The sequence below is a fragment of the Streptomyces sp. NPDC007983 genome (assembly GCF_042958345.1).
GTDB lineage: Bacteria > Actinomycetota > Actinomycetes > Streptomycetales > Streptomycetaceae > Streptomyces.
Genome location: NZ_JBIBJI010000028.1, coordinates 37118 through 59971, shown reverse-complemented (window position 1 = coordinate 59971; position 22854 = coordinate 37118). Strand labels below are relative to the sequence as shown.

General features: G+C 69.2%; 19 protein-coding genes and 4 pseudogenes. 13 read left to right on the top strand and 10 right to left on the bottom strand.

Going from position 1 to position 22854, the window contains the following annotated elements; genetic code table 11:
- Positions 1-24: 24 nt before the first annotated feature.
- From ACFZCY_RS41545 to ACFZCY_RS41530, 4 genes and pseudogenes are all read right to left on the bottom strand, one after another.
- Positions 25-1890, bottom strand: a pseudogene (locus ACFZCY_RS41545) (succinate-semialdehyde dehydrogenase).
- A 166-nt stretch (positions 1891-2056) separates the two neighbouring features.
- A complete protein-coding gene (locus ACFZCY_RS41540) occupies positions 2057-2293 on the bottom strand; it encodes a hypothetical protein (protein WP_391185990.1) in 237 nt (78 codons plus the stop codon).
- 34 nt (positions 2294-2327) lie between these two features.
- Positions 2328-2843, bottom strand: a pseudogene (locus ACFZCY_RS41535) (3-oxoacid CoA-transferase subunit B); the annotation flags it as partial.
- A gap of 83 nt (positions 2844-2926) precedes the next feature.
- Complete coding sequence (locus tag ACFZCY_RS41530) at positions 2927-3241, bottom strand: hypothetical protein (protein WP_391185988.1); 315 nt, start codon at positions 3239-3241, stop codon at positions 2927-2929.
- Between the two features lie 248 nt (positions 3242-3489).
- Here ACFZCY_RS41530 and ACFZCY_RS41525 point away from each other — a divergent pair, with 248 nt between their 5' ends.
- Positions 3490-4596: a substrate-binding domain-containing protein gene (locus tag ACFZCY_RS41525; RefSeq protein WP_391185985.1), complete on the top strand. Its 1107-nt coding sequence runs from the start codon at positions 3490-3492 to the stop codon at positions 4594-4596.
- An 11-nt stretch (positions 4597-4607) separates the two neighbouring features.
- Here the strand turns inward: ACFZCY_RS41525 and ACFZCY_RS41520 are convergent, their stop codons facing one another.
- Together ACFZCY_RS41520 and ACFZCY_RS41515 are read right to left on the bottom strand one after the other, a co-directional pair.
- Positions 4608-5375 (bottom strand): SDR family oxidoreductase, encoded by a 768-nt coding sequence (locus ACFZCY_RS41520; protein WP_391185983.1) that lies wholly within the window; start codon positions 5373-5375, stop codon positions 4608-4610.
- The gene (locus ACFZCY_RS41515; protein WP_391185980.1) at positions 5375-6229 is read right to left on the bottom strand and encodes a TIM barrel protein; all 855 of its coding nucleotides are present in this window, start codon (positions 6227-6229) and stop codon (positions 5375-5377) included. The genes ACFZCY_RS41520 and ACFZCY_RS41515 overlap by 1 nt, the downstream gene beginning before the upstream one ends.
- A gap of 209 nt (positions 6230-6438) precedes the next feature.
- Between ACFZCY_RS41515 and ACFZCY_RS41510 the strand changes: the two genes are divergently transcribed.
- The 6 genes from ACFZCY_RS41510 (at position 6439) to ACFZCY_RS41485 (ending at position 13242) form a co-directional block, all read left to right on the top strand.
- Positions 6439-7776: an MFS transporter gene (locus ACFZCY_RS41510; protein ID WP_391185977.1), complete on the top strand. Its 1338-nt coding sequence runs from the start codon at positions 6439-6441 to the stop codon at positions 7774-7776.
- A 164-nt stretch (positions 7777-7940) separates the two neighbouring features.
- Entirely contained in the window at positions 7941-9686 is a 1746-nt protein-coding gene (locus tag ACFZCY_RS41505; protein ID WP_391185975.1) for an FAD-dependent oxidoreductase, read from the top strand.
- A gap of 153 nt (positions 9687-9839) precedes the next feature.
- A complete protein-coding gene (locus ACFZCY_RS41500; protein ID WP_391185972.1) occupies positions 9840-10454 on the top strand; it encodes a nuclear transport factor 2 family protein in 615 nt (204 codons plus the stop codon).
- Between the two features lie 2 nt (positions 10455-10456).
- Positions 10457-10627: a hydrophobic protein gene (locus ACFZCY_RS41495; protein ID WP_391185970.1), complete on the top strand. Its 171-nt coding sequence runs from the start codon at positions 10457-10459 to the stop codon at positions 10625-10627.
- A 129-nt stretch (positions 10628-10756) separates the two neighbouring features.
- Positions 10757-11086, top strand: coding sequence for a hypothetical protein (locus ACFZCY_RS41490; RefSeq protein WP_391185967.1), 330 nt, complete (start codon positions 10757-10759; stop codon positions 11084-11086).
- Between the two features lie 152 nt (positions 11087-11238).
- Positions 11239-13242, top strand: a complete 2004-nt coding sequence (locus ACFZCY_RS41485) for a hypothetical protein (protein WP_391185965.1) — start codon at positions 11239-11241, stop codon at positions 13240-13242.
- 295 nt (positions 13243-13537) lie between these two features.
- On the opposite strand, the gene ACFZCY_RS41480 is transcribed toward ACFZCY_RS41485, so the two are convergent.
- The 3 genes from ACFZCY_RS41480 to ACFZCY_RS41470 form a co-directional block, all read right to left on the bottom strand.
- Positions 13538-13768, bottom strand: a complete 231-nt coding sequence (locus tag ACFZCY_RS41480) for a hypothetical protein (RefSeq protein ID WP_391185962.1) — start codon at positions 13766-13768, stop codon at positions 13538-13540.
- Positions 13769-14010: 242 nt separating this feature from the next.
- Positions 14011-14967: a hypothetical protein gene (locus ACFZCY_RS41475; protein WP_391185960.1), complete on the bottom strand. Its 957-nt coding sequence runs from the start codon at positions 14965-14967 to the stop codon at positions 14011-14013.
- 458 nt (positions 14968-15425) lie between these two features.
- Entirely contained in the window at positions 15426-16322 is an 897-nt protein-coding gene (locus ACFZCY_RS41470; RefSeq protein ID WP_391185957.1) for a LysR substrate-binding domain-containing protein, read from the bottom strand.
- A gap of 194 nt (positions 16323-16516) precedes the next feature.
- Between ACFZCY_RS41470 and ACFZCY_RS41465 the strand changes: the two genes are divergently transcribed.
- From ACFZCY_RS41465 to ACFZCY_RS41440, 6 genes and pseudogenes are all read left to right on the top strand, one after another.
- Positions 16517-17395 carry a nitrilase-related carbon-nitrogen hydrolase gene (locus ACFZCY_RS41465; protein WP_391186021.1) on the top strand — a complete coding sequence of 293 codons (879 nt, stop codon included), beginning with the start codon at positions 16517-16519 and terminating at the stop codon, positions 17393-17395.
- Positions 17392-18762 (top strand): amino acid permease, encoded by a 1371-nt coding sequence (locus tag ACFZCY_RS41460; protein ID WP_391185954.1) that lies wholly within the window; start codon positions 17392-17394, stop codon positions 18760-18762. The genes ACFZCY_RS41465 and ACFZCY_RS41460 overlap by 4 nt, the downstream gene beginning before the upstream one ends.
- Before the next feature lie 43 nt (positions 18763-18805).
- On the top strand, positions 18806-19240 hold the full coding sequence (locus ACFZCY_RS41455; RefSeq protein WP_391185952.1) for an ATP-binding protein: 435 nt from the start codon (positions 18806-18808) through the stop codon (positions 19238-19240).
- Between the two features lie 200 nt (positions 19241-19440).
- Positions 19441-19956 (top strand): hypothetical protein, encoded by a 516-nt coding sequence (locus ACFZCY_RS41450; protein ID WP_391185949.1) that lies wholly within the window; start codon positions 19441-19443, stop codon positions 19954-19956.
- Between the two features lie 83 nt (positions 19957-20039).
- Positions 20040-20543 (top strand): annotated as a pseudogene (locus tag ACFZCY_RS41445) (phosphotransferase); the annotation flags it as partial.
- Positions 20544-20559: 16 nt separating this feature from the next.
- Positions 20560-21321 (top strand): annotated as a pseudogene (locus ACFZCY_RS41440) (GH3 auxin-responsive promoter family protein); the annotation flags it as partial.
- Between the two features lie 354 nt (positions 21322-21675).
- On the opposite strand, the gene ACFZCY_RS41435 reads toward ACFZCY_RS41440, so the two are convergent.
- Entirely contained in the window at positions 21676-22806 is a 1131-nt protein-coding gene (locus ACFZCY_RS41435; RefSeq protein WP_391185946.1) for an XdhC family protein, read from the bottom strand.
- Between the last annotated feature and the right edge of the window lie 48 nt (positions 22807-22854).

Genomic DNA, 22854 nt, shown 5'->3' with positions numbered 1-22854 from the left:
GTGGTGTGCTCCTTGTGATGTTGATCAGATGGGTTCGTGGGCGGAGGTGGGGGTCTTCGCGCCTTCCCAGGCGAGGTACGTGAGTTCCAGGAACTCGTCGAGGCCGTAGACCGAGCCCTCGCGGCCGACGCCGGACTGCTTGACCCCGCCGAAGGGGGCGGTCTCGTTGGAAATCAGGCCGGTGTTGATGCCGATCATGCCCGCCTCCAGGGCGGCGCCGACGCGTCAGATGCGCTCGGCGTCCTTGGCGAACAGGTAGGCGACGAGGCCGAATTCGGTGTCGTTGGCCATACGGACCGCGTCGCTCTCGTCGGTGAACCGCGCCAACGGGGTCACCGGGCCGGAGGTCTCCTCGCGGGTGACGGCCATCTCGGCGGTGGCGCCGGTCAGCACGGTCGGCTCGTAGAAGAGGCCGCCACGTGCGTGGCGCCTGCCGCCGTGCAGGACCACGGCCCCGTGGGCGACGGCGTCGGCGACGTGGGACTCCACCTTCGCCACCGCGCCCTCGTCGATGAGCGGGCCCTGCTGGACGCCCTCGTCGAAGGTGTCGCCGACGGCGAGGGCGCCGACCCGCTCGGCGCGCCTCTTCGCGAACGCGCCGTAGATTTCGTCCTGTACGTAGACGGGGTTGGCGCTGATGCACGCCTGGCCGGTGTTGCGGTACTTGGTGGCGATCAGGCCCTCGACCGCCTCGTCGAGGTCGGCGTCGTCGAAGACGAGGACGGGCGCGTTGCCGCCCAGCTCCATCGAGGTCTTCTTCACCATCAGCGCCGCCTGGGCCAGTAGCAGCCGGCCGACCTCGGTGGAGCCCGTGAAGGTGATCTTGCGGGCCAGTGGGTTGCCCGTCAGCTCGGGGCCGATCTCGCGCGGATCACCGCTGACCACGTTGAACACGCCCGCCGGGATGCCCGCCCGGTCGGCGAGTTCGGCGAGCGCCAGGGCGGTCAGCGGGGTCTGCTCGGCGGGCTTGAGGACCATCGTGCAGCCCGCGGCCAGCGCGGGCCCCGCCTTGCGGGTGATCATTGCGGCGGGGAAGTTCCACGGGGTGATCGCCGCGCACACACCGACCGGCTCCTTCAGGACGACGATCCTGCGCGAGGCCTCCTGCGCCTCCATGACGTCACCGCGGATGCGCTTGGCCTCCTCGACGAACCACTCCAGGAACGACGCCGCGTACGCGACCTCGCCCACGGCCTCAGCGTACGGCTTGCCCTCCTCCAGGACGATCAGCCGGGCGAGGTCCCCCGCGTACTCGGTGACCAGGTCGAACCAGCGCCGCAGGAGCCGGGACCGCTCCTTGGCCGGGCGTGCTCGCCAGGCCGTCAGCGCGCGGTGCGCCGCGTCGATCGCCGCGGCGCACCGCGCGCGGTCGAGCATCGGCACTTCGGCCAGCAGATCGCCGGTGGACGGGTTGTGCACGGCGAGGGTGGCGTCGGTGGTGATCCAGGTGCCGCGACGGCCAGGTCCTGCGCCGCCGAGCCCACGGACTTGTAGATCACGACCGCGTCCGGGTCGCCCGCCGGTCGGCCGGACGCGCGACCGGAGACGACGTCGGCGAGCGGGACCACCTTTCCGGCGAGGTCGACGCCCGCGCCTTCCTCGGCGCGGGCGATCACCTCGGTCGCCAGTTCGCGCTGCTCGGGGGAGGGTGGACCCGATCGACACGATCGGTGACACCGGCCGCGGCCTCCCGCAGGGTGGGCTGCTCGTCGCGGGAGCGGCCGCGCAGATCACCAGGTCGGCATCGGCGACGGCCGCCTCGGCGCTCTCCGCGATGGCGAGCGGCAGCCCGAGATCGGCGAGTTTCCGGGTGAACCGCGTGCGGCTGGCCGGGGTGGGACTGAACACCGTCACGGACGACAGCGTGCGGGTCGCCGCCAGGGCACGCACGTGGTTCTGCGCCTCGAAGCCGGATCCGATCACCGCGACGCGCAGAGGGCCGGCGGGGCCAGCAGGTCGGCGGCGAGCGCCGAGGTGGCGGCGGTACGGAAGCCGGTGATGGAGTGACCGTCCAGGAGCGCCGTCAGCTCCATGTTCTCCTGGTCGAACAGCGGAATCAGATACGAGGCACGCCGGTTCCGGGGGAGGCGGCGATCAGCTTGGCCCCCATGGGGCCGGCGTCGCCGGGCACGCCGCTGAGCGTGCGCAGCCACAGGCCGTCTCCGCGAGCCATGGTGCACGCCGGGAAGCGAGTCTCGTCGGGTGGTGCGGCGTAGGCGCTGCGCAGTGCCGCGATGGCGTCGGCCCAGTCGAAGGCGGCTTGGACGTCGGCGTCGGTGAGAAAGACGGTCATCTCGGGCTCCGCACGGGATGAAGGGGTGAGGGGATCAGCAGGCGGCTGTGAAGGCGTCGGTGTGCAGCGGCGCGCCGGTGCGTGCGCGGATGTCCTCGACGGTGACCCCGGGCGCCGTCTCGACGAGTGCGAGGCCGGCCGGCGTGACGTCCAGGACGCCGAGGTCGGTGATGACCCGGTGGACGCACCGCTCGCCGGTCAGTGGCAGGGTGCACTCCTCGACGATCTTGGGGGTGCCGTCCTTGGCGGTGTGTTCCATCAGGACGATGACACGTCGGGCGCCGTGGACGAGGTCCATGGCGCCGCCCATGCCCTTGACCATCTTCCCGGGAATCATCCAGATGGCCAGGTCGCCGGCGGCCGACACCTGCATGGCGCCCAGGACGGCGGTGTCGATGTGCCCGCCGCGGATCATCCCGAAGGACAGCGCGGAGTCGAAGAAGGAGGCGCCGGGCAGCACCGTGACGGTCTCCTTGCCGGCGTTGATCAGGTCGGGGTCGACCCCGTCCTCTGTGGGGTAGGGCCCGGTGCCGAGGATGCCGCCCGTTGACCACCTGCCGGCGATCCCGCACCGGCCTGTCCATCCGCGGCGGAGCCAGCAACGGCTCGATCACCGACCACGCGGCGGTGGGTTCACCAGCCGCGGCGGCTGTGCACGGTATGGCGGGGCGGTGTCGGAGAGTGGTCTGCACGCTGCCGGGCGACGAGGGCTCGGCGCAGTTCCCGGTCTTGGTCGGTCTCCAGCGGCATGTCGAGCTGGATGATGCTCACCCCGGCCGCCCGTAGCCAGCCGATGCGGGCGGCCACTGTTCCGGGGGAGCCGACGTACGCGCCGGCCAGCGAGCGGGCGATGCAGGCGGAGAGCTGGTGGGGGCCTCCGGGAGTCGAGCAGTCGGGCGAGCGAGGCAGGGGTGGTGCGGGCCAGCGGTACGGCGCGAGCGGACTCATGCTCCAGACGTCAGGGCGCGAAAGAGCCCGAAACCAGGTTGCCCCGTTGCTGGTCCCTCAGACGAGACACCTGCCGAGTGTCCGGGAGCCTGTCCCGGTGCCAGGAGATTGAGCCCACCGGGGTGCTGCGCGGCTACCACGCCCTCGTCGAACCCGCGGCGACAAGGCGGTCGCGGCAATGCTGAGGTGGTCCAGGCGGAGCGGCCGTATGGGATCCCGGCTACCTGCTGCGCATGCTCACCACCGTTATGAAGCCGGTCGCCGGCCGACGTTCCCTGCCCACCTGGTCCGAGCCGGTCTGCAGCTATGCTCCGTGGCGGGGCCCTGCAGGGCAGTTCACGTATTCTCTGGGCATGGTGACGAGTGTCGATCTGGCGCGACATCTGGGGCTCTCGCAAGCCACGGTGTCGCGGGCGCTGCGCGGCCATCCCTCGGTGACCGAGAAGACTCGTCAGCGGGTTGTGGAGGCGGCGCAGGCGTTGGGGTATCGCCCGGATCTCGCCGCCCGGATGCTGGTCACCCGTCGGGCGAAGGCTCTCGGCGTCGTCGTGGCCGACTTCAGGAGTCCCCTGTACCCGCCCGCGATCGCGGCGATGCAGGAGCGGTCAGCGGCCCGCGGCTACCGCATGGCTCTGATCCGTGATCCCGAAGAAGCCCAGGACGTGGACGCCGTAGATGTCCTGAACGAGACGATCGTCGACGGGCTGATCTTCATGTCGGCCACGGACGACTCACCGACGGTGGCCCGAGTCGCGGCCCGTGAGACGCCGATGGTGCTGCTGAGCCGCGGTGTCTCCGGGCTCCGGGCGGACATGGTCATGAGCGACGACCGTGCGGGCGGCGAACTGGTCGCGGATCACCTGGTCGGACTCGGACACCGCAGGATCGCGCTGGTGTCGGTCCGGCGCACCGTGAGCAATGGCCGTGACCGTGAGGACGGCATGCGCGACGCGCTCAGGGCGCGAGGCCTGGACCTGCCTGACGAGTGGGTGCGGCGGGGATCGATCAGTCACGCGAGCGGTATGGAGATGGCCCGCTCGTTGTTGGCGATGGAGCCGCGGCCGACTGCGGTCTTCTGCTCGACGGACTCTTTCGCGTTCGCGGTGCTGGACGCGGCATCCCAGCTGGGCATCCGCGTTCCCGAGGAGCTGTCCGTGGTCGGATTCGACGACTCGGAGCCGGCTCGCTGGTCGATGATCAACCTCACCACGGTGCATCAGCCGTTCACGGAGATGGCGGCGAAGGCGGTGGACGTGCTGATCGACCGGCTCGATGATCGGGCGGACAGCAAGGTTTCCCAGACGGTCTTCCCGGTGCGGCTGGTCGAGCGCGGCACGACCGCCGCACCGGCGTGAGCGAGCAGGAATCATGCAGTGTTGCGGCCGCCGCTGAGGTCGAGGGTCTGCCCTGTGGTGTAGCTAGCCTCGGATGAGAGTAGCCAGGTTGCGAGCGCGGCGAATTCCTCGGGTGTGCCGACCCGCCCCATCGGCACCCGGGCGAGCAGTGCGGCGTTGCGTTCGGCGCTGAGGTCGTCCAGCATCCGGGTCCGCATCATCGAGGGCGCGACGGCGTTGACGGTGACACCGTCGCGGGCGTACTCCTTGGCCGCGGTCTTGACCAGGGAGATGACCGCCGCCTTCGACGCGGAGTAGGCGGCTTGGTGCGGGTTGCCTTCCCGTCCGGCGATCGAGGACAGGATGGTCACGCGTCCGTAGCCGCGTTCGCGCATGGGTGGCAGAGCCGCAGCGAGGCCGTGCAGGCATCCGTCGAGGTTAATGGCGAGGGTGCGCTGCCAGCCATCCCGCGGTGTCTGGTCGATGGGTGTTTCGGGCCCTTGCGCCCCGTGGGCGAACAGCGCGCCGTCGAGCCGACCGTGTGCGTTCAAGATGTCGGTGACAACGCGGGACCAGGCCTCCGGGTCGGTGACGTCCAGGCTCAGGCATGCCTCGGGAGAGGAGCCGTCGCCGCCGGCTGTCACATCGGTGCAGATCACCGTGGCGCCCTCCCGCGCAAGGCGCCGGCAGGTGGGTGCGGCGAGTCCTCCTGCGGCTCCGGTGACCAGGATGACCTGGTCGCGGTATCGGCCCGGCCAGTGGCCGGTGGTGGTCGGGGTGGTGTCGACGAGGTCGGTCATCAGCGGACTCCTGCGGTGTCGGTGGAGGTCAGCAGTGTGGTGGTGGCCAGGTGCAGTGCCGCGAGATGGGCGCTCGTCCCCTCGCGGGCGGCCTTGGCGACGTCGGGAACCTCGACGCTGATCGGCACACCCGGCAGGGCGCAAAGGATCTCGGCCAATGGGAACGCGCCGGCTCCCGGCGCCAGGCGGTGTGAGCGGGATTCGATCTGGCGCGGTGAGCCGTCAAGGCTCTGCCCCAGCGGTAGTTCCGTCGGCGTGGGCAGATCCGGGACCGCGGACGGGCCGTCGCAGAGCTGGATGACCTCGACGATGCCGGCGGGCAGCGCTTCGAGGTCGGCGATAGAGCCGCCCGCCCGCACGAAGTGCAGGGCATCGAGCATGATTCCCGCCGCGGTCTCCTCAGCCAGTCCCGCGGCGTCGGTGACCGTGTCGAGGTACTGGTAGGAGATCGGTTCGAGGCAGGGACGTATGCCGAAGGGAGACGCGTCTGCCACCAACGCAGCCAGCGACTCCCGCAGCCGAGATCGATCAGGATCTCCGCCGATGACGTTCAGGATGCGCGCGCCGAGCTCCGCCCCCGTCTCCAGTGCGGGCATCCAGTCCGCGGGTCCGCGGGCCCCGTCGAGCGTGAAGACCTCGACGTCCAGGACAGAGACTCCGGTGGCGCGGCACCGCCTGACTGTCTCGGCCGTCATCGGCGTGCCTGGCGAGAGCGGGTAGCGGGTCTCCCCTGCGGTGGCGGGGAAGACCCGCACTCCGACCGAGGCGAACCCTGCCTCAGCTGCCGCCGTGACCAGTGCGGGCGGTGCCAGATGCAAGGCCGACAGGTGAGCGAGTCCGAACGTGACGTTCACGTAGTTGAACCACCAATCGCGTGTGGGTATTGACGCGGCGCAGAAGACGTTCCTACGCTGACCCGACCCAGAATGAATACGTAGTCATTCTGTGTCAATGACTTCCTGCCGCAGCAGGACCTCGACTCCCCCACGGCCCGCGCAGTGATCGATGGCCGCCCAGGTTTGGAGCAACGATGCGCCACAGCAGCGACTCTCACGCATGGCCCGTGGAGACGGCAGTGACCGCCTCCATGCCCAGGCCGCACGCCCCCTCTCCCGGCGCCTCGTCCCGGCGCCGGGCGGCCGCCAGCATGGCCGGTGCCGTGATCGACTGGTACGACTTCTTCCTCTACGGCATCGCCGCCGCGACGGTCTTCGGCCCGCAGTACTTCCCGTCGCACGACCAGTTCGTCGGCCTTCTCGCCTCGATGGGCTCCTTCGCCGTCGGCTTCGTCTTCCGGCCCCTGGGCGGCGCCATCTTCGGTCACTTCGGTGACCGCGTCGGACGTCGGCAGATGCTATTCCTGACCGTGCTGATCATGGGGCTGGCCAGTGCCGCGATCGGTGCGCTGCCCACATACTCGGTGATCGGCGTAGCAGCCCCCGTCTGTCTGGTGCTGCTACGAGCCGTGCAGGGCATCGCGGTCGGCGGCGAGTGGGGTGGCGCCGCGCTGATGGCCGTGGAGAGCGCACCGCAGGGGAAGAAGAACTTCCTGGCCAGCGGCGTCCAGGTCGGTTCATTCATCGGTCTGCTGCTCGGCACGGCCATTTTCTCACTGATGCAGGCCCTGACCACGCAGCCCCAGTTCGAGGCCTGGGGATGGCGGATCCCCTTCCTGATCAGCCTCGCCTTCGCCGCTATCGGCCTGCTCATCCGCACGGGCGTGGCGGAGTCCACCGAATTCACCGAACTCAAAGAGCAGCGACAGCGGACCAAGGCACCGCTGTGGGTCGCGCTGAAGACCTCTCCGCTGCAGATCCTCGCGGTGGTCGGCATGCGCCTCGTCGACCAGGGCTGCTTCTACATCGCCTTCACCTTCTCCCTCGTCTACGTCGAGAACTACACCGAACACCCGACGAGCACCGTGCTGACCGCGTCGATGATCGCGCTGGTTCTCGCCTCGCTCCTCACCCCGGCCTACGGCAAGCTTGCCGACCGGGTGGGCGTCCGCTGGTTCTACATCGCCGGCCCGCTCTGCGCCACCGCGGCTGCGATCCCCTTCTTCCTCGCCCTGCGCTCGGGTTCGCTGGCGCTGATGACGCTGGCCTTCTTCGCCTTGATCAACTTGGGCCACAACATCTCGACCGCGGTGCAACAGACCTGGTTCACCGGCATGTTCGACATCTCCGTACGCTACAGCGGCGCCGGATTCGGCTACGCCCTGGCCGGGGCGGTCGGCGGTTTCATCCCCCTGGCCGCCACCGCTCTCGCCGGGCACGACGGTGACTGGCTCGGTGTAGCGCTGCTCCTCAGTGGCCTCGCCCTCAGTGCCTTGGTCACCGGCCTGTTCGCCTACCGATGGACCTCGGCAGGTTCGAAAAACCGAGGACAGACACCCGCATGACCCCACCGGCACGGTGATGTCCGCGTGGCCGGCGGCAGCTCTGACACGCCGGCCGCTGTCGGCACCGCCGCCCGCTTCGGGCCGACGTCGTAGGCAAGACGAGCAAGCAATACGCCGAGGAAACACCCCGGCGGGTAGGAGAGTACGCAATGAGCGCGAATGCCATGACCCACGCAAGTCACCAGGAAGGAGCAGCAAGGCAACTGGACTGCGATCTGCTGGTGATCGGGTCGGGCGCCGGCGGCCTTTCGGCCGCGGTGACCGCTGCCTGGCACGGTCTGAACGTGGTCGTGGTCGAGAAGGACCCGGTCTGTGGCGGCGCCACCGCCTGGTCCGGCGGCTGGATGTGGACCCCGCGCCACCCCCTCGCCCAGGCCGGTGGCTTGACCGAGGACATCGACCAGCCACGTACCTATCTGAAGAACGTGCTGGGCGAGGACTTCGACGAGGCGAGGGTGAACGCCTTCCTCGAGGCCGCCCCCCACATGGTCGGTTTCTTCCATAATCGCACCAGCCTGCGGTTCGTCAACGGAGCCAAGATCGCCGACATCCAGGCAGGGCAGCCCGGCGCGAGCACCGGCGGCCGCCAGGTGGGTCCCAAGCCGATCAACGCCCGCCGCCTGAGCAGGTCCCTGCGCCGCAAACTACGGCCGCAGATGTACGAGACCTCCTTCCTTGGCATGGGCATCATGGCCGGGTCCGATCTGCAGCACTTCCTGCACGCCACCACTTCACTCAAGGGCTTCCTCCACGCCGCCTGGCGCGTCGCCTTCCACGTCCTGGACCTGGTCACACACCGACGCGGAACACAGTTGGTCAACGGGCCCGCTCTCATTGCCCGGTTGGCGAAGTCCGCCGACGACCTGGGCGTGAAGCTCTACGTGAACGCCCCTGCCACACGCCTGCTCACCGAGGGAACCGACGTACACGGCGCCGTGGTCTCCACCCCCCAGGGCGAGGTCGCCATCCGCGCCCGCCGCGGAACCGTCCTGGCGACCGGCGGCTTCCCCCACGACGGGGAGCGACGCCGCGACCTCTTCCCCAAAGGCACCGGCATGAACCATCAGGCGCTCGCCCCCGCAGCGACCACCGGTGACGGCATCCGCCTTGCCGAGGAGGCGGGTGGCGTCCTCGACGCTTCTGGCGCCTCCCCCGCCGCTTGGTGCCCGGTCTCCCTGATCCGGCTGCCGAACGGCCGCACCGGCACGTTCCCCCACATCGTCGATCGCGGAAAGCCCGGCCTGATCGCAGTGATGCGCGACGGCCGGCGCTTCGTCAACGAGGCCAACGGCTACTACGACTACGTCACCGCCATGATCGACGCGACCCCGCCCGGAGAGGAAATCTTCTCCTGGCTCATCTGTGACCACCGATTCCAACGCCGATACCCCTTCGGCATGGCCAAGCCATTCCCGATCCCATCCTGGCCCTATCTGCGCAACGGCTACATGAAGCGGGGGCGCACTGTGGAAGAACTCGCGCAGGCCTGCGGCATCGACCCGGTCCAACTGCGTCGCACCGTCGAGGAGTTCAACCGGCACGCCCGCGCTGGAGAGGACCCCGTCTTCCACCGCGGGACCACCCCGTTCAACCGCAGTTCGGGGGACTACGCCCACGGCCCAAATCCCTCACTGGCTCCCCTGGACCAGGGCCCCTTTTACGCGATCAAGGTGCTCCCCGGGAGCTTCGGCACCTTCGCGGGCCTGAAGACCGATGCCCACGCGCGCGTGCTCAATGCGAACGGCGAGGCCATCCCCAACCTCTACGCCGTCGGCTGCGACCAGGCCAACGTGATGGGCGGCCACTACCCCTCCGGCGGCATCAACATCGGACCCGCCATGACCTTCGGCTACATCGCCGCCCGGCACGCCGCGGACACCGCCAAACGGGGCACTCACCCCTCCCGGTAACAGCCCGAGTGGCGCGAGCAGGGTACTGGCGACCGGCCGGACGCCCTTGGCCGTCAGATGGCCCAGCGATGACGGCGGCCGGCGACCGGCAGATCCGGGACCTGCTGGAAACCCGCACCGGGGCGTTCGGCCGCCGGCTACGACGACGACCTCGTGCTGTGCGACGCGGTCGGCCCGTTCGTCCGCCCCGGCGAGGACCCGGCCGGCCGGTTGGAGAGATGGATCGCGTCGTACCGCATGGGAATCGGGCATGAGATCCGCGACCCGGAAATTTCCACAGGAGCCGATCTCGCCTTCCGCCACTTCCCGGTCCGGATCAGCGGCACGATGCGGGACGGCACCGAGGTCGGCATATGGGTGCGCGCGACGAGCTGCCTCCGTCGGCAGGGCGGCACCTGGACGATCGTTCACGAGCACGCGTCGGTGCCCTTCGACGCCGACACCGGCCACGGCGTGCTGCGCGGTGAGCTCCGATGGCCCTCCGGCACCGGGTCCAGGAAGTCCTGGACGAACTGGTCGCCAGTGGGGCCGAGACCGGCATGCAGGTCGCCGTCCACCACCGGCCATCGGGTCGTCAATGCCGTCGCTGGCGTTGCCGACGGCACTGCCGGACGGCCGGTGACCCCGGAGACCTTGAAGCACGACTACCGGAAACTCAAGCACGGCTGCGGTAGCCCGGCTCGTACCCCGGCTTTCCCGCCACAAACAAAGGCGCTGTCGAGGAATGTGCACAGCAATGCAGGGCAACCGGAGCCAGTAGGTCGATAATTATGGTTCCCCTTTTGCTTGTCCTGCTTATCGCGCTCCTCCTTTTCGGCGCCGGCTTCGCCCTCAAGATCCTTTGGTGGGTGGTGCTGATCGTCCTGGTGGTGTGGCTGCTCGGCTTCGTGATGCGCTCCACCAACGCAGGTGGCGGCCGCGACCGCTGGTACCGATGGTGACCTGACACCGAACACACCCCCGGATTGGGCCCGGCCGAGACCTCGGCCGGGCCCAATCGGCTTGTTCGACGCATTGCCAGGGGCCGCATCGGGCGAACGCGTCCGGAAAGGTATTTCTGGGTAGGTGTGATGCAGTCGGGACGGGGCGGACACACGCGCCAGGAACCCGCGCAACCTCCACGTCGCGTCTCCGCCCCCGACCTCACCCGCGGCGACCGGGACGCCACTGTCCTCTGGGACGACGATCTGACGCCCGCCGTCCTGCAGGCTGGCGACGGTGCCTCCATCACGACGCTGCTGCGTGTTCTGCGCCTCTCCGCGGAGTGCTGGGGTGTCACGGCCGATGACGCCTGGTGGGCGTACGGCGCCGGTGTTGCCACGCTCGACGTCCCGCGCCACACCGCCGAGTTCCTCGCCCGGCTGCTGGCTGTCCACCAGCGGCGGTTGCGCACCCCATGACCTCTGATCCCCGGTGGCCGCCGGCCCGGCCGTCCTCTGACCCCCGCTGATGCCTTCGAGGCATGCCGTCGAACCCCGATTGGTCTTCGACGGCAGCACCGCGCGTCCCCAGAATGCGGGCACCATCCCTTCGCGTTTCCGAGGAGTTCACCGTGTCCCTCTTGTACGCCCGGCCCGGCTGGGCCGTGTTGACCGTCCTCGTGCTGGCCCTGGCCCTCGTGCCGTTCTCACCGCTGGCGGCGAGACCCGCGTCCGCCGTACCCGGTGATCCGCTCACCGGCAGCGGTGCCGTGACCAGGTCGGTGCTGACCGCTGCCGACCTGACCAGTGGCGCGGCCACCGGCACCGTCACCAACGACGCCTTCGCGCTGCCCGCGGCGGCCGCCGCCCCGACGCACACCTTCGAGGGCACCCTGACGCTCAACGGCGTGGCCACCGCACGCGGCTTCAGCACCGTCAAGGACACCTACCGCTACGCGGCCACCGCCGCGCTCAAGCACCTGCCGCCGGTGAGCATCGACCTCGTGCAGAACGGCAGCCACGTCATCCCTGCCGTCCGCGGCCTGCAGATCACCGGGAGCGCGTACTGGAACCTGATCGTCGGGGGCGGCCGCGCCTGGAACGAGAACGGCGACGGCGGCCGCACCCGCGTCTCGCTGCCCTTCGCACTGGTCGAGCGCAACGCCAACTGTGTGCACAACGGCCTGCTGACCTTCCTCTTCGACGACAGCAAGATTTCCCAGGTCCGCTACCAGATCACGCACGAGACGTGCGAGTACTTCCAGTTCGACATGTGGGGCCAGGTCGACGCGACCTACTCCCGGCACACCGTGACCGGTGACACCAACCTGAAGAACGCGTACGCCGCCGAGGTCGCCAACCGCATCCCGACCAAGCCGATCAGCGCGCTGAGCACCGACTACCCGAACGCCGGCATCGACACCAGCGCGTTCGGCAGCGGCATCACCGCCTCGGCACTGAGTACGTACGGCGTGTCCTACGGCGGAGTGAACTACGTTGGCGCGTGTAAAACCCGGCAGGGCGCGTACCCGTACTGCAACCAGATGGTGCTGCCGTCGTACTCGCTGGCCAAGACGACGTTCGCGGGCATCGTGCTGATGCGGCTGACGCAGGTCTACGGTTCGTCCGTGCCGTCGCAGCTGATCCGCGACTGGGTCAGCGAGGCGGACACCTCCGCCTGGACCGGCGTCACGTTCCAGGACACCGCGAATATGGCCACCGGCAACTACTCCTCCAGCGCCTTCGAGTCCGACGAGTCCGGCAGCGGCATGACGGCGTTCTTCGACGCCGAGGCGTACGGGCCGAAGATGACCGCCGCGCTGGCCTTCCCGCACTCCGCCGCGCCCGGCACGAAGTGGGTCTACCACTCCTCCGACACCTTCGTGCTGGCCCGGGCGATGCAGAACTACCTGGTGTCCAAGGCCGGCGCCGGCAGCGACATCTACCGCTGGATCCGCGACCAGGTGCTGGTCCCGCTGCACCTGAGCCCGAACGTGCTCACCACCGAGCGCACCGGCAACAGCGCCACCGGGCAGCCGTTCGGCGGGTACGGCCTGTTCTACACGCAGGACGACATCGCCAAGGTCAGCCGGTTCCTGAACGCCGACGGCGGGAAGATCGGCGGCGTGCAGATGCTCGACCCGACGATGCTCGCCGACGCGATGCAGCAAAACCCGGCGAACCGCGGCATCACCACGCCCGCCGACACGACCGGCAAGACCTACCACTACAGGTACGGCCTGTGGGCCCGGCAGTTCACCTCGGGGGACAACCCGGTGTTCACCAGCCCGGTGTACGTGCCGTTCATGTCCGGCTTCGGCGGCATCACCGCGGCGATGCTGCCCAACGGCGCCACCTACTACTACTTCAGCGACAACAACGAGTTCGGCTGGTCGACGGCGGCCGCGCAGGCGTACAAGCTGCCCGCCACCGGCGGAGGCGACGAGGGCGGGGGGACGTGCACGGCCGGCCAGCTGCTCGGCAACGGCGGCTTCGGGACCGGGACGGCGTCGCCGTGGACGGCGGACGACAAGGTCGTGTCCAACAAGCGGGGGAAGTGCCGCACAGCGGCAAATGGTTCGCCTGGATCGACGGCTTCGGCACCACGCACACCGACACGCTCGCGCAGACGGTGACGATCCCGGCCGACGGCACCCACGCCCACCTGGCCTTCTACCTGCACATCGACACCGCGGCGGGACGGAGGACTCCTCGCTCCAGACGTCGTTCGTCATCGACGACGCGTCGCTGAGCACCAGCTGAGCACCCGCTCGCGTACCTGCTGGGCCGCCGGCACGGCCCCCGCCGTCACAGGCGCTCCCGCTTCCGGGCGTCCGGGGCGGGGGCCGCGCCGGCCCCGTAGCGCTGCACGAAGTACGCCCGCAGCTCGTGCACCAGCACCCTCGACATCGATTGCGTGCGTCAGCAGCGTCATGTTGCTGAAGATCTCATCGGGATCGGAGCCGGCTTCTCGAAGAGCTGGAGTGTCTTGGTTCGGCGGGCGTCGAGACGCTGGTACACGGGCTCGGGGATGCGGATGCCCTCGTTGTAGTTGCCGACCTTGGTCGGGTCGTGCCACAGCATGGCAACACCGCAGTAACGGCCGATGCGGGGGAGAACGGCGCCGGGTGTCTCCCAGCAACGGAAGATCCCGCTGCTCAACTCCTGCCGGCACCCCCAGCGAGATGGAAGGACGCAGGACGGCCAGCGGCACCGTGACGTCACGTTCGACGTCACCCATGGTCAGAAGGACCCCCAAGGCCGGGGAAGGTCACCCGCGGTTGACGTCCCCCACTGGCGACTCATGGGAGGGGGCCCGGCATCTGCCGGGCCCCCTCCCACGTTTCTCTGCCGTCAAGAGCTGTCCGCCCGCCTGCCGAGGGGTGGGGTGGGGTCCCCGCAATTCACACGCCGGTCCCGCTCCTGATCCGCGCCTTCTCGAACTCGGACACTGAGTCGCCTCCGACGTTCCAGGGCCAGGCCGTGACCGTACCGTTGATCGCCTCGAAGACCGGACGGGCCTCGCCGCGCCGCTCGGCGGCCACCAGCGCGTAGGCCAGCAGGTTCAGGTCGGCGAGGGCCGCCGCGTGGTGGAAGAACCCGGGCCGGGCCCAGGAGTGTGCCGCACGGTCGAGGGCCTGGGCGGCCGCAGCGTGGGACCAGTGGTTGCGTGCCATCAGCGCCTCGACTCCGCGCAGGGCGAGGACGGAGTGGTACTGCAGAACCTGGGCGGTGAGCTCGGTGGCCGCGCAGGGCGCGTCCGCGGGTGTGCGGGCGCGGACCGCGTCGACGAAGTCCAGTACCTGGATGCGCGATCCATCTCCTCCGGCCCCCAGATAGCGCAGCATGCTGAGGTACGCCTCGCGGTTCCAGCGGTCGCGGGTCAGTACCTCGTTCCACACGCCGAACACCTCCGGCTGACTGCGGCGCTCCAGCCGTGACAGGCCCAACAGGACTACCCAGGGAGTGGGGTCCTCCGGCGCCAGTTCGGCGGCGCGCAGACAGCTGTCGGCGATGCCGGCCGCGTCCTCCAGACGCCCTCGGGAGCGTCCGCGTTCGAGCTGCGCCCATGCGGAGAGGACGAGCGCGCTCGCGTTGCGCGGCTCACGAGTGGCCCAGGCACGGGGCCCGTGCGATGCGGACAGGCGGTACGCCAGTACGGAGAGCTGGTGGGTGCGGCGGTCCCAGTCGGCCCGGCCCTGGTCCAGGAGACGGGATATCTGGGCCATGTACGGGTCCGTCGTCGCGATCGTGCCCGTATTTGTCGTCGCCTGGAGGGACTTCAGCAGTCGGCTGAGGGCAGCGTCGTCGAGCTCCAGGACCAGACGTGCCCGTCTGTGGCGGCTTGAGAGAAATGCCATGCACGGAAGCTAGAGGTAACGAGCCGTGACGCAAGGTGTGCACCGAGATCGTTATCGATGAAACCCGCAATCTGGCCGTTACCTGCCGGTACGGTGAGACGAGTGCACCCGGCGGGCACCAAAAGGACAGCGGTCGGGGGCCAGGCGCCGCCCGTCAGCCGTGTCGTGAGCGCTCACGCCGCGGTCGCCGTCGCCACGTCATGACAGGCACATGCCGCGGGCCGTGAGCTGCTGCGCCAGTCGTCTCGGACCGGCAGCTGATGCGGGATATCGCCGCATGGTGGGGCGCACCGGGGCCACTGTCCCATGCCTGCCCGGGCCACCGTCCCATGCCTGCCCGGTCGGGTCAGGCCTGCCAGGCATACCTCCGGTTCTCCTTGGCCTGTCGGCCGTCGGGTCGGCGTGCGGTCAAGCCTCGCGTCCTGGTGAGGGCCGTGGTCTGCAGTCGTCGCTGCAGTTCACGGGCGGGCGGCGACCTGTGGCCCGTACCGCTCGACACAAAAGCGTGACAACCCGGCCGCGAATGCCTCGATGCTGCGCAGCGCATAGTGGCCGGCGTCCCACGCCGCGTGCAGGTGGATCTGCAGCGGTTCGCCCGTGCTGTCGAGGATCAGCAGCGGGTGCAGGTCGAAGCGGGGATCGTCGGAGACCACCGCGACACCATGGCCCGAAGCCGCCATGGCCTGTGCGACGTGCGGGGTGTCGCATTCGAGCACGATGTCGTACGAGACGTCCGCATCCTGCACGGCATGGTCCAGGATGCGGCGGGTGCCGTGCGCCGGGGTGAGGACGATGAGGGGCTCCGCGGCAAGTTCCCTGATGGTGACGCGGTCCCGGTCCGCCCAGGCATGGTCGGCACGGACGTAGGCCCACAGCGGCAGGCGGGCCACCGGGAGCCCGGCGAAACGGCGCCTCGAAGGTGCCGAGGAGATGGCTACATCGGCGCCCCTCGCAAGGGCCTGGTACGCACGTGCCGGACTCTCCGCCTGCACGGTGACGAGCGGATCCTCCGGCCCCCAAGTGGCCAGGAACGGCGCGATCACGTCGGTGATGGTGGTGGGCGGCGCCGCCACGGTGATCCGCATGGCACAACCGGCAGCCAGCGCACCGACTGCGGCCTCGGCGGCATCCGCGCGGGCGACCAGGTCGCGGGCCAAGGGAAGGAAGCGCCGGCCGGCCGCCGTCAGGACCATCTGCTTGCCGCCGCGGTCGAAGAGCGTCATCCCCAAGGCCCCTTCCAGGCCGCGCAGCTGGCGCGACAGCGAGGGCTGGGCGATGCGGACCACCTCGGCAGCCTTGGTGACGGAACCGGTCTCCACGATGGTCAGGAAGTAGCGCAGCACTCGGATTTCCATGGCGGTGGCCCCTCGGGAGACGGAGGAGGCATGACACCTTCATGCCTCAAAGGCATGATAATCAACCCTACCAAGTATTTGAAGCTATGACTGACTGGCTGCATTCTTGTCCCACCGGAATTTTCGGTTATCGGCGCCCGAATTTCCGTCGAATTCTCCTCGTACCATAATCCTTTCGATTGGCTGGTTCCCGCATGGCCCGCCCCCTGCCCCTGATCCTCGCCCAGGCGCCCGGCCGCCCGGCCGACGACCTCGCAGGCTTTGCCACCGACGTGGAGCGGCGCGTGAGACTGCGCGCACCCGGCGCCCTCGTCGTCTACCCCGAACTGCACCTCGGCGAGATCGCCCCCGGCGTCCCCGCCGCCCCGGAGAAGGGGGCCGAGCCGCTCGACGGCAAACGCGATGCCGCCTTCGCCGAGCTCGCGGGGGATCTGGGCATCTGGCTGGTACCCGGCAGCCTCTACGAACGAGGCACCGGCGACCGCGTCCACAACACGACACCGGTCTATTCACCACAGGGTGAGCGCCTCGCCGCGTACCGCAAGATCTGCCCGTGGCGCCCGTACGAGACGACCACACCCGGCAACCGGTTCGAGGTCGTCGACCTCGCCGGGGTCGGCCGCATCGGACTGTCCATCTGCTACGACACCTGGTTCCCGGAGATCTCCCGCCATCTGGCCTGGATGGGCGCAGAGCTGATCGTCAACGTGGTCCGCACGTCGACGAGCGACCGCGCGCAGGAAGTCGTCCTCAACCGCGCCAACGCCATCACCAATCAGGTCTTCGTCGCCAGCGTCAATTCCGCTGCCCCATCCGGGATCGGCCGCAGCCTCGTCATCGATCCACAGGGCACGGTGCGCGCCGAAACCGTCGATGCCGGCGACTCCACCCTCACCGACGTGATCGACCTCGACGAGGTCAGCAACGTCCGCCGCTACGGCACCGCCGGTCTCAACCGGGTCTGGGACCAGTTCCGCCCCGGCGACCCAGCCCTCGAGCTCCCGCTCTACGGGGGCCGCATCGACCCCGCCACCTGGAACCCCGCCCACACCACCGAGGAGCCACCACGATGAACAGCGAGACCACAGGGAACACCATGAGACTGAAGGGCGACCTGAGCCTCCTCTCCGTCGTCCTGTTCGGCCTGGCCTACATCTCCCCCGGCATCGTCGTCACGATCTTCGGCGTGGTCGCCGCCACCAGCGGCGGCGCGGCCCCGACCGCGTTCGCCATCGCCACCCTCGCGATGCTGCTCACCGGGCTGAGTTACGCGAAGATGGCGCGCGCCGTGCCCGGCGCGGGATCGGTCTACACCTACGCCCGCACGATGCTCGACAGCCGCATCGGTTTCCTGTCCGGCTGGGCGATGCTGCTCGACTACTTCTTCATCCCGATGGTCGGCTGGCTGATCACGGCGATCTACTTCAACGCCCAGTTCCCTGAGATACCCAAGTGGGTCTGGCTGATCGTCTCGGTGGGCATCACCACCGCCATCAACGTCTTCGGCATGAAGCTCGCGGACCGCGTCAACAAGGTCCTGATGTTCATCGCTCTGGGGTCGCTGGTCCTCTTCGCCACCCTGTGTGTCGTCTTCCTCGGCAAGCACGGCTCCTCCGCCCCCGCCACGGACGCCCTGTGGAACTCCGGTACTTCGATCGGCGCGGTCACTGCGGCCGCCGCCATCGCCGCGTACTCCTTCCTCGGCTTCGACGCCGTCTCCACGCTCGGTGAGGAGGTCAGAGGCGGGGCGAGGACGATCGGCCGCGGCATCATCGGCTGCGTCATCGCCGCCGGAGCGATCTTCATCGTGCTGTCCTTCGTGATGCAACTGGTCCACCCCGGCGCGAAGTTCGCCGACGTCGACGCGGCCGCCTACCACCTGAAGGTCCAGGTCGGCGGCGAGACGTACGCCGAGATCATCAACTTCGTCACCATCGCCGGATCCATCGCCTCCTGCATCGCCCTGCAAGCCTCCGCCGCCCGCCTCATGTACGTCATGGGACGCGACGGCGCACTGCCCAAGGCCGTCTTCGGCAAACTGTCGAAGAAGACCGGCACGCCCGTGCCGAACCTGCTGCTGACCGCGGCCGCAGGTGTCATCGCCATGAAACTCGACCTGACCACAGCCACCTCATTCATCAACTTCGGCGCCTTCCTCGGCTTCACCCTGGTGAACATCTGCGTGATCGCCCACCTGGTCCAAGAGCGCAGACACGGCCGCGCCCCCAACCTCTTCTCGTACCTGGTGATGCCGGCCATCGGCGCCGGCGTTTCCCTCTACCTGCTCACAAAGCTCGGTCACGTCGCACTCCAGATCGGCGGCGTCTGGCTGGCGATCGGCGGCGTCTACCTGGCCGTCCTGACCAAGGGCTTCCGCCGGCCCGCACCGGAGATGACCTTCGACGACGACACCGCGGCCACGGACAAAGTCACCGCGTAGCTCCCCTCCCGATGAGAGGAGACGAGGATGCCCCCGACAACTGGTGCACGACCGGAGCCTCGGAGACCTGTTGATCCACCGTGATGTGGTCCTCGGCGGACTCGATGCTCCGCAGCGCGCCGCCCGTACCGTCCTGGCCGACATCCTGGACGGCAAGGCGGAGGATCAGCTCTTCGACGCCATGCTAGTGGCCAGCGAACTCATCGCCAACGCCATCCAGCACAGCAGCGGTGCGGTCCTCATAAGGGTTGGGATCCACGAGTTCGGTGCGGCGTTGGGCGTCGTTTACCGCGGGGCCGGCATCACCGCCGTCCCTGTCCGGCCTTCGAACTCATCGGTTGACGAAGGGACGGCGGCTGCAAGCGGGCGCGGCCTGTTCATCATGGACAGCCTCGCCAGTGCCTGGTCGGTCGAGGAGACCGAGAACGGAAAGATCGTCATCGCCATACTCACCCTTCCGGCAGGCCCTCGTCGATGACCGCTCTCGACCACACGCGACGCCATCGCGGCCGAGGGCTCTTCGCCCATCCTCTCGGCGCAACTGCGGAGCCATCGGACTGTCACAGGGCACTGAGTCAGAGACGGACCAAGGCCGGGCGAATCCGCGGCTCGGCACCGCATGCGTACGCCGGTCGGCACATTCACCACCAGTTCCAGCAGACGCAGGAGAACCTCCACGTGGAGGAGCTGGACCTCTGCGTCCTGGATTGCTGGGACTTCGGACCGCAGAACCGATACCTGGGCACCGCGATCGACCAGATGCTCAAGGCCATCGGGATGCGGGGCCCCTACACTCACTATTGGGTCGCGCCTGAGGAACGGACCGCCTGCGCCCAGCGGTTCCTCTATCTCTTCCGTCTGATCAAGCCGAACGTTGTCTGGCCCCGTTTGGACGGCCTCACGCCCGCCATCCAGCTCGAAGGCGAGAGCCTGTTCGGGCACGGGGCCAGCGTGATCCTTGCCACGCCTCTCGCTCATGGCCTGCTGACCGGTGCCGCGTCTGGGAACGCGCGATGTTCTCGCCAGCGCCAGAAATCCTTGCTCCCGCAGCCCTCGACACGATCGCTGCCGGTTTACAGGAGCTGCGAGCTCACTTCGGGGACGCACCCAGCCAACGCTTATCTCTCCCCATGCGTACGGGACTTCGGCGAATCGGCCGATGCTACGCCCACCCCCGCGGGCGGACCTCAGTGACCCCAAACTGCCCGTGTCCGAAACTGTTCAGGGAGCGTCAATATGCCCGGAGAAGCCGCGCGGCCTCTGCCATGGTTCCGGCCATGTACACCATGTTGCGCCGGAAATACCAGTACCATGAATGGGCCGCCGTAAACGAAGGGGACTCAGGAGCCTCCGTCTATCGCCTCGCCGGACAGCAGGCCGAGCTTTATGTAAAAATCGCTCCGCGCGAACCGGAGAATTCCGCATTCGACCTGGTCGGTGAGGCGGACCGGCTCGCATGGCTCGCCCGCCACGGCATCCCGGTCCCGCGCATCGTCGAGCGCGGCGGCGACGACACCTCGGTCTTCCTCGTCACCGAGGCCATCACCGGCGTATCGGCCGCCGAGGAGTGGCCGGAGCACCAGCGCTTCGCCGTCTTCGAGGCGATGGCCGAGCTCGCCCGCGCCCTGCACGAACTGTCCGTCGGTGACTGCCCCTTCGACCGCAGCCTGGCCGTGACGGTCGCCGAAGCCCGGCACAACGTACGCGAGGGCCTCGTGGACCTCGACGACCTCCAGGAGGAGCACGTCGACTGGTCCGGCGACCAGCTCCTCGCCGAACTGGCCTAGCTACTACAAGCTGCGCCTGGCCGCCGAACAGGACATCCGCGTGGTGATCGGCGTGAATCCCACGATGGTCGCCGGGCTGCCGTATCAACTAAGCCAGATGTGGCCACAGTTGGTGGACGACATCCGGGCTGGCACCCTCGGCGGCCACCGGCACACGGCAGCGAACCCGGAGCGCGCCGAGCAAATCGAGGGGTACGCGAAGACGTTCGGCACGGTCCACCCCTCCCATCTGTGGCCGCACCTGACCGCCGTGTTCGTGTGGAACAGCGGCCTCGCGCGGTCGTACCTCCCCCGGGTGCGGGAGACGTACTGGCCGGGCGTGCGGCTCTTCCCCGCACCGGTCGCATCCTGCGAAGGACCGGCCACGGTGCCGGTCGACGGGCACCCGCACGGCGCGCCGCTCTATCTGCCCGGCTGTGTGTACGAGTTCGTCCCCGCCGAAGGGCCCGTCACCGCCGACAGTGAGACGCTGCGCGCCGCCGAGGTGCAGGAGGGGCGCGACTACCACCTGGTGATCAGCCACGTCGGCGGGCTGTACCGGTGCGCCATCACGGACGTGGTCACGGTGGTGGGTCATGTGGGCCGCACCCCGCGCATCGAGTACGCCAGGCGCGACGTCGTCCGGTCCGCGGCCGGGGAGAGACTGACCGAGGCCGTCGCGCTCCGCGCCCTGCGGGCCGCATGCCATGACACCGGCGCGGAGGTGCGCAACGCGACGTTCCACCTCTGCTCCGAGGGCGACGGGGCCGGCGGGCACCATCAGGTCGCCGCGGCCTTCTCGGGCCCACCGGCACCCGCACTGGCCGCCGCGCTCGACCGGCGGCTGTCGCAGCAGTGTGCCGCGCCCATGTGCCGCGGAGGAACAAGGCCAGCCTCCAGCGCACAGCCCCGGCCCCCGCCGCGCTGCCCTACGTCGAGTAAAACCGAACAGGTGTCCGTTAGCCGTGGGAGTCCTCTGGGAGCCGGCCTGCGGGAGCCCAGAGCGTCAAATGAGCGCCATGACGCACAGCACATCCCTCCTCTCCGGGACGGAACAGGCTGCCACGACCAACTGCCCCGGCACGGCCCGTTGGCTCGGCAGGCACGCCTGTGGGCTTTCGGGCTGACCGGCCGGCGTGAGGCCGGCCTACCGGTAGCTCGCCAACTCCGACGACCGGTGGATCGGGCCGGTGATCTGGGTCAGTGGCCGGCCCGTGCCGTGGTTGGCCTGGGCGATGATCTCCGCGGTGATGGAGACGGCCGTCTCCTCGGGTGTGAAGGCTCCAAGATCGAGGCCGATGGGGGAACGCAGCCGGGCAAACTGGTTCTCCGTGACGCCCTGCTCGCGCAGGCGGCGTATGCGCTCGTCGTGGGTGCGCCGGGAGCCCATGGCCCCGACATAGGCGACGGGCAGGTCGAGTGCCAGGCGCAGCAGGGGAAGGTCGAACTTGGCGTCGTGGGTGAGGACACATACGGCGGTACGCTCGTCCACCTCGGTGCGTTCCAGGTAGCGGTGGGGCCAGTCGACCACCACTTCGTCCGCGTGCGGGAAGCGGGCGGGAGTGGCGAAGACGGGGCGGGCGTCGCAGACGGTGACGTGGTAGCCCAGGAAGCGGCCGGCCTGACTGAGGGCCGCGGCGAAGTCGACGGCACCGAAGACCAGCAGGCGCGGCGGGGACGCACGGACATGAACGAGGACGGACAACCGTTCGGCGCATTCGTCTGCCTGCCCGCCGATGTCGATGCGGACGGTGCGGCCCGCCCGCAGCATGGCCCTGGCCCGGTCGGCCACAGCCCGGTCCGCCGGGCCGCCGTCCACGCGCCCGTAGGCGACACGGCCGCCGCCGAGCACGCTCAGCGTGGAGCCGAGGAGGCGCTCCGGGCCGTCCACGACCTGTGCCACGGCGACCGGTCGCCCTTGAGCGATCGCGGAGAAGGCTGTGGACAGGTGCGGCTGGGCTGCGGGATCGATGCGCTGGACGAAGACGTCGAGTTCGCCGCCGCAGGTCAGACCGGCGGCGAAGGCGTCGTCGTCGGAGTAGCCGAACCAGGCCCGCCGCGGAGTGCCCCGGTCACGGAGCACTTGTCGGCACATCTCGTAGACCGCTCCCTCGACGCAGCCGCCGGAGATGCTGCCGACGGCGTTGCCGTCCCCGTCCACCGCGACCGACGTGCCGGCCGGCAGAGGGGCGCTGCCGTGCACGCCGACGACGGTGGCCAGGGCGAAGGGGCGTGCCTCGCGGCACCAGCGGTGCAGTCTGTCCGCGATGTTCAGCATGGCAGTTCTCCATGGCAGGACCAGGATCGGCAGGTGAGCGGGCCGCCG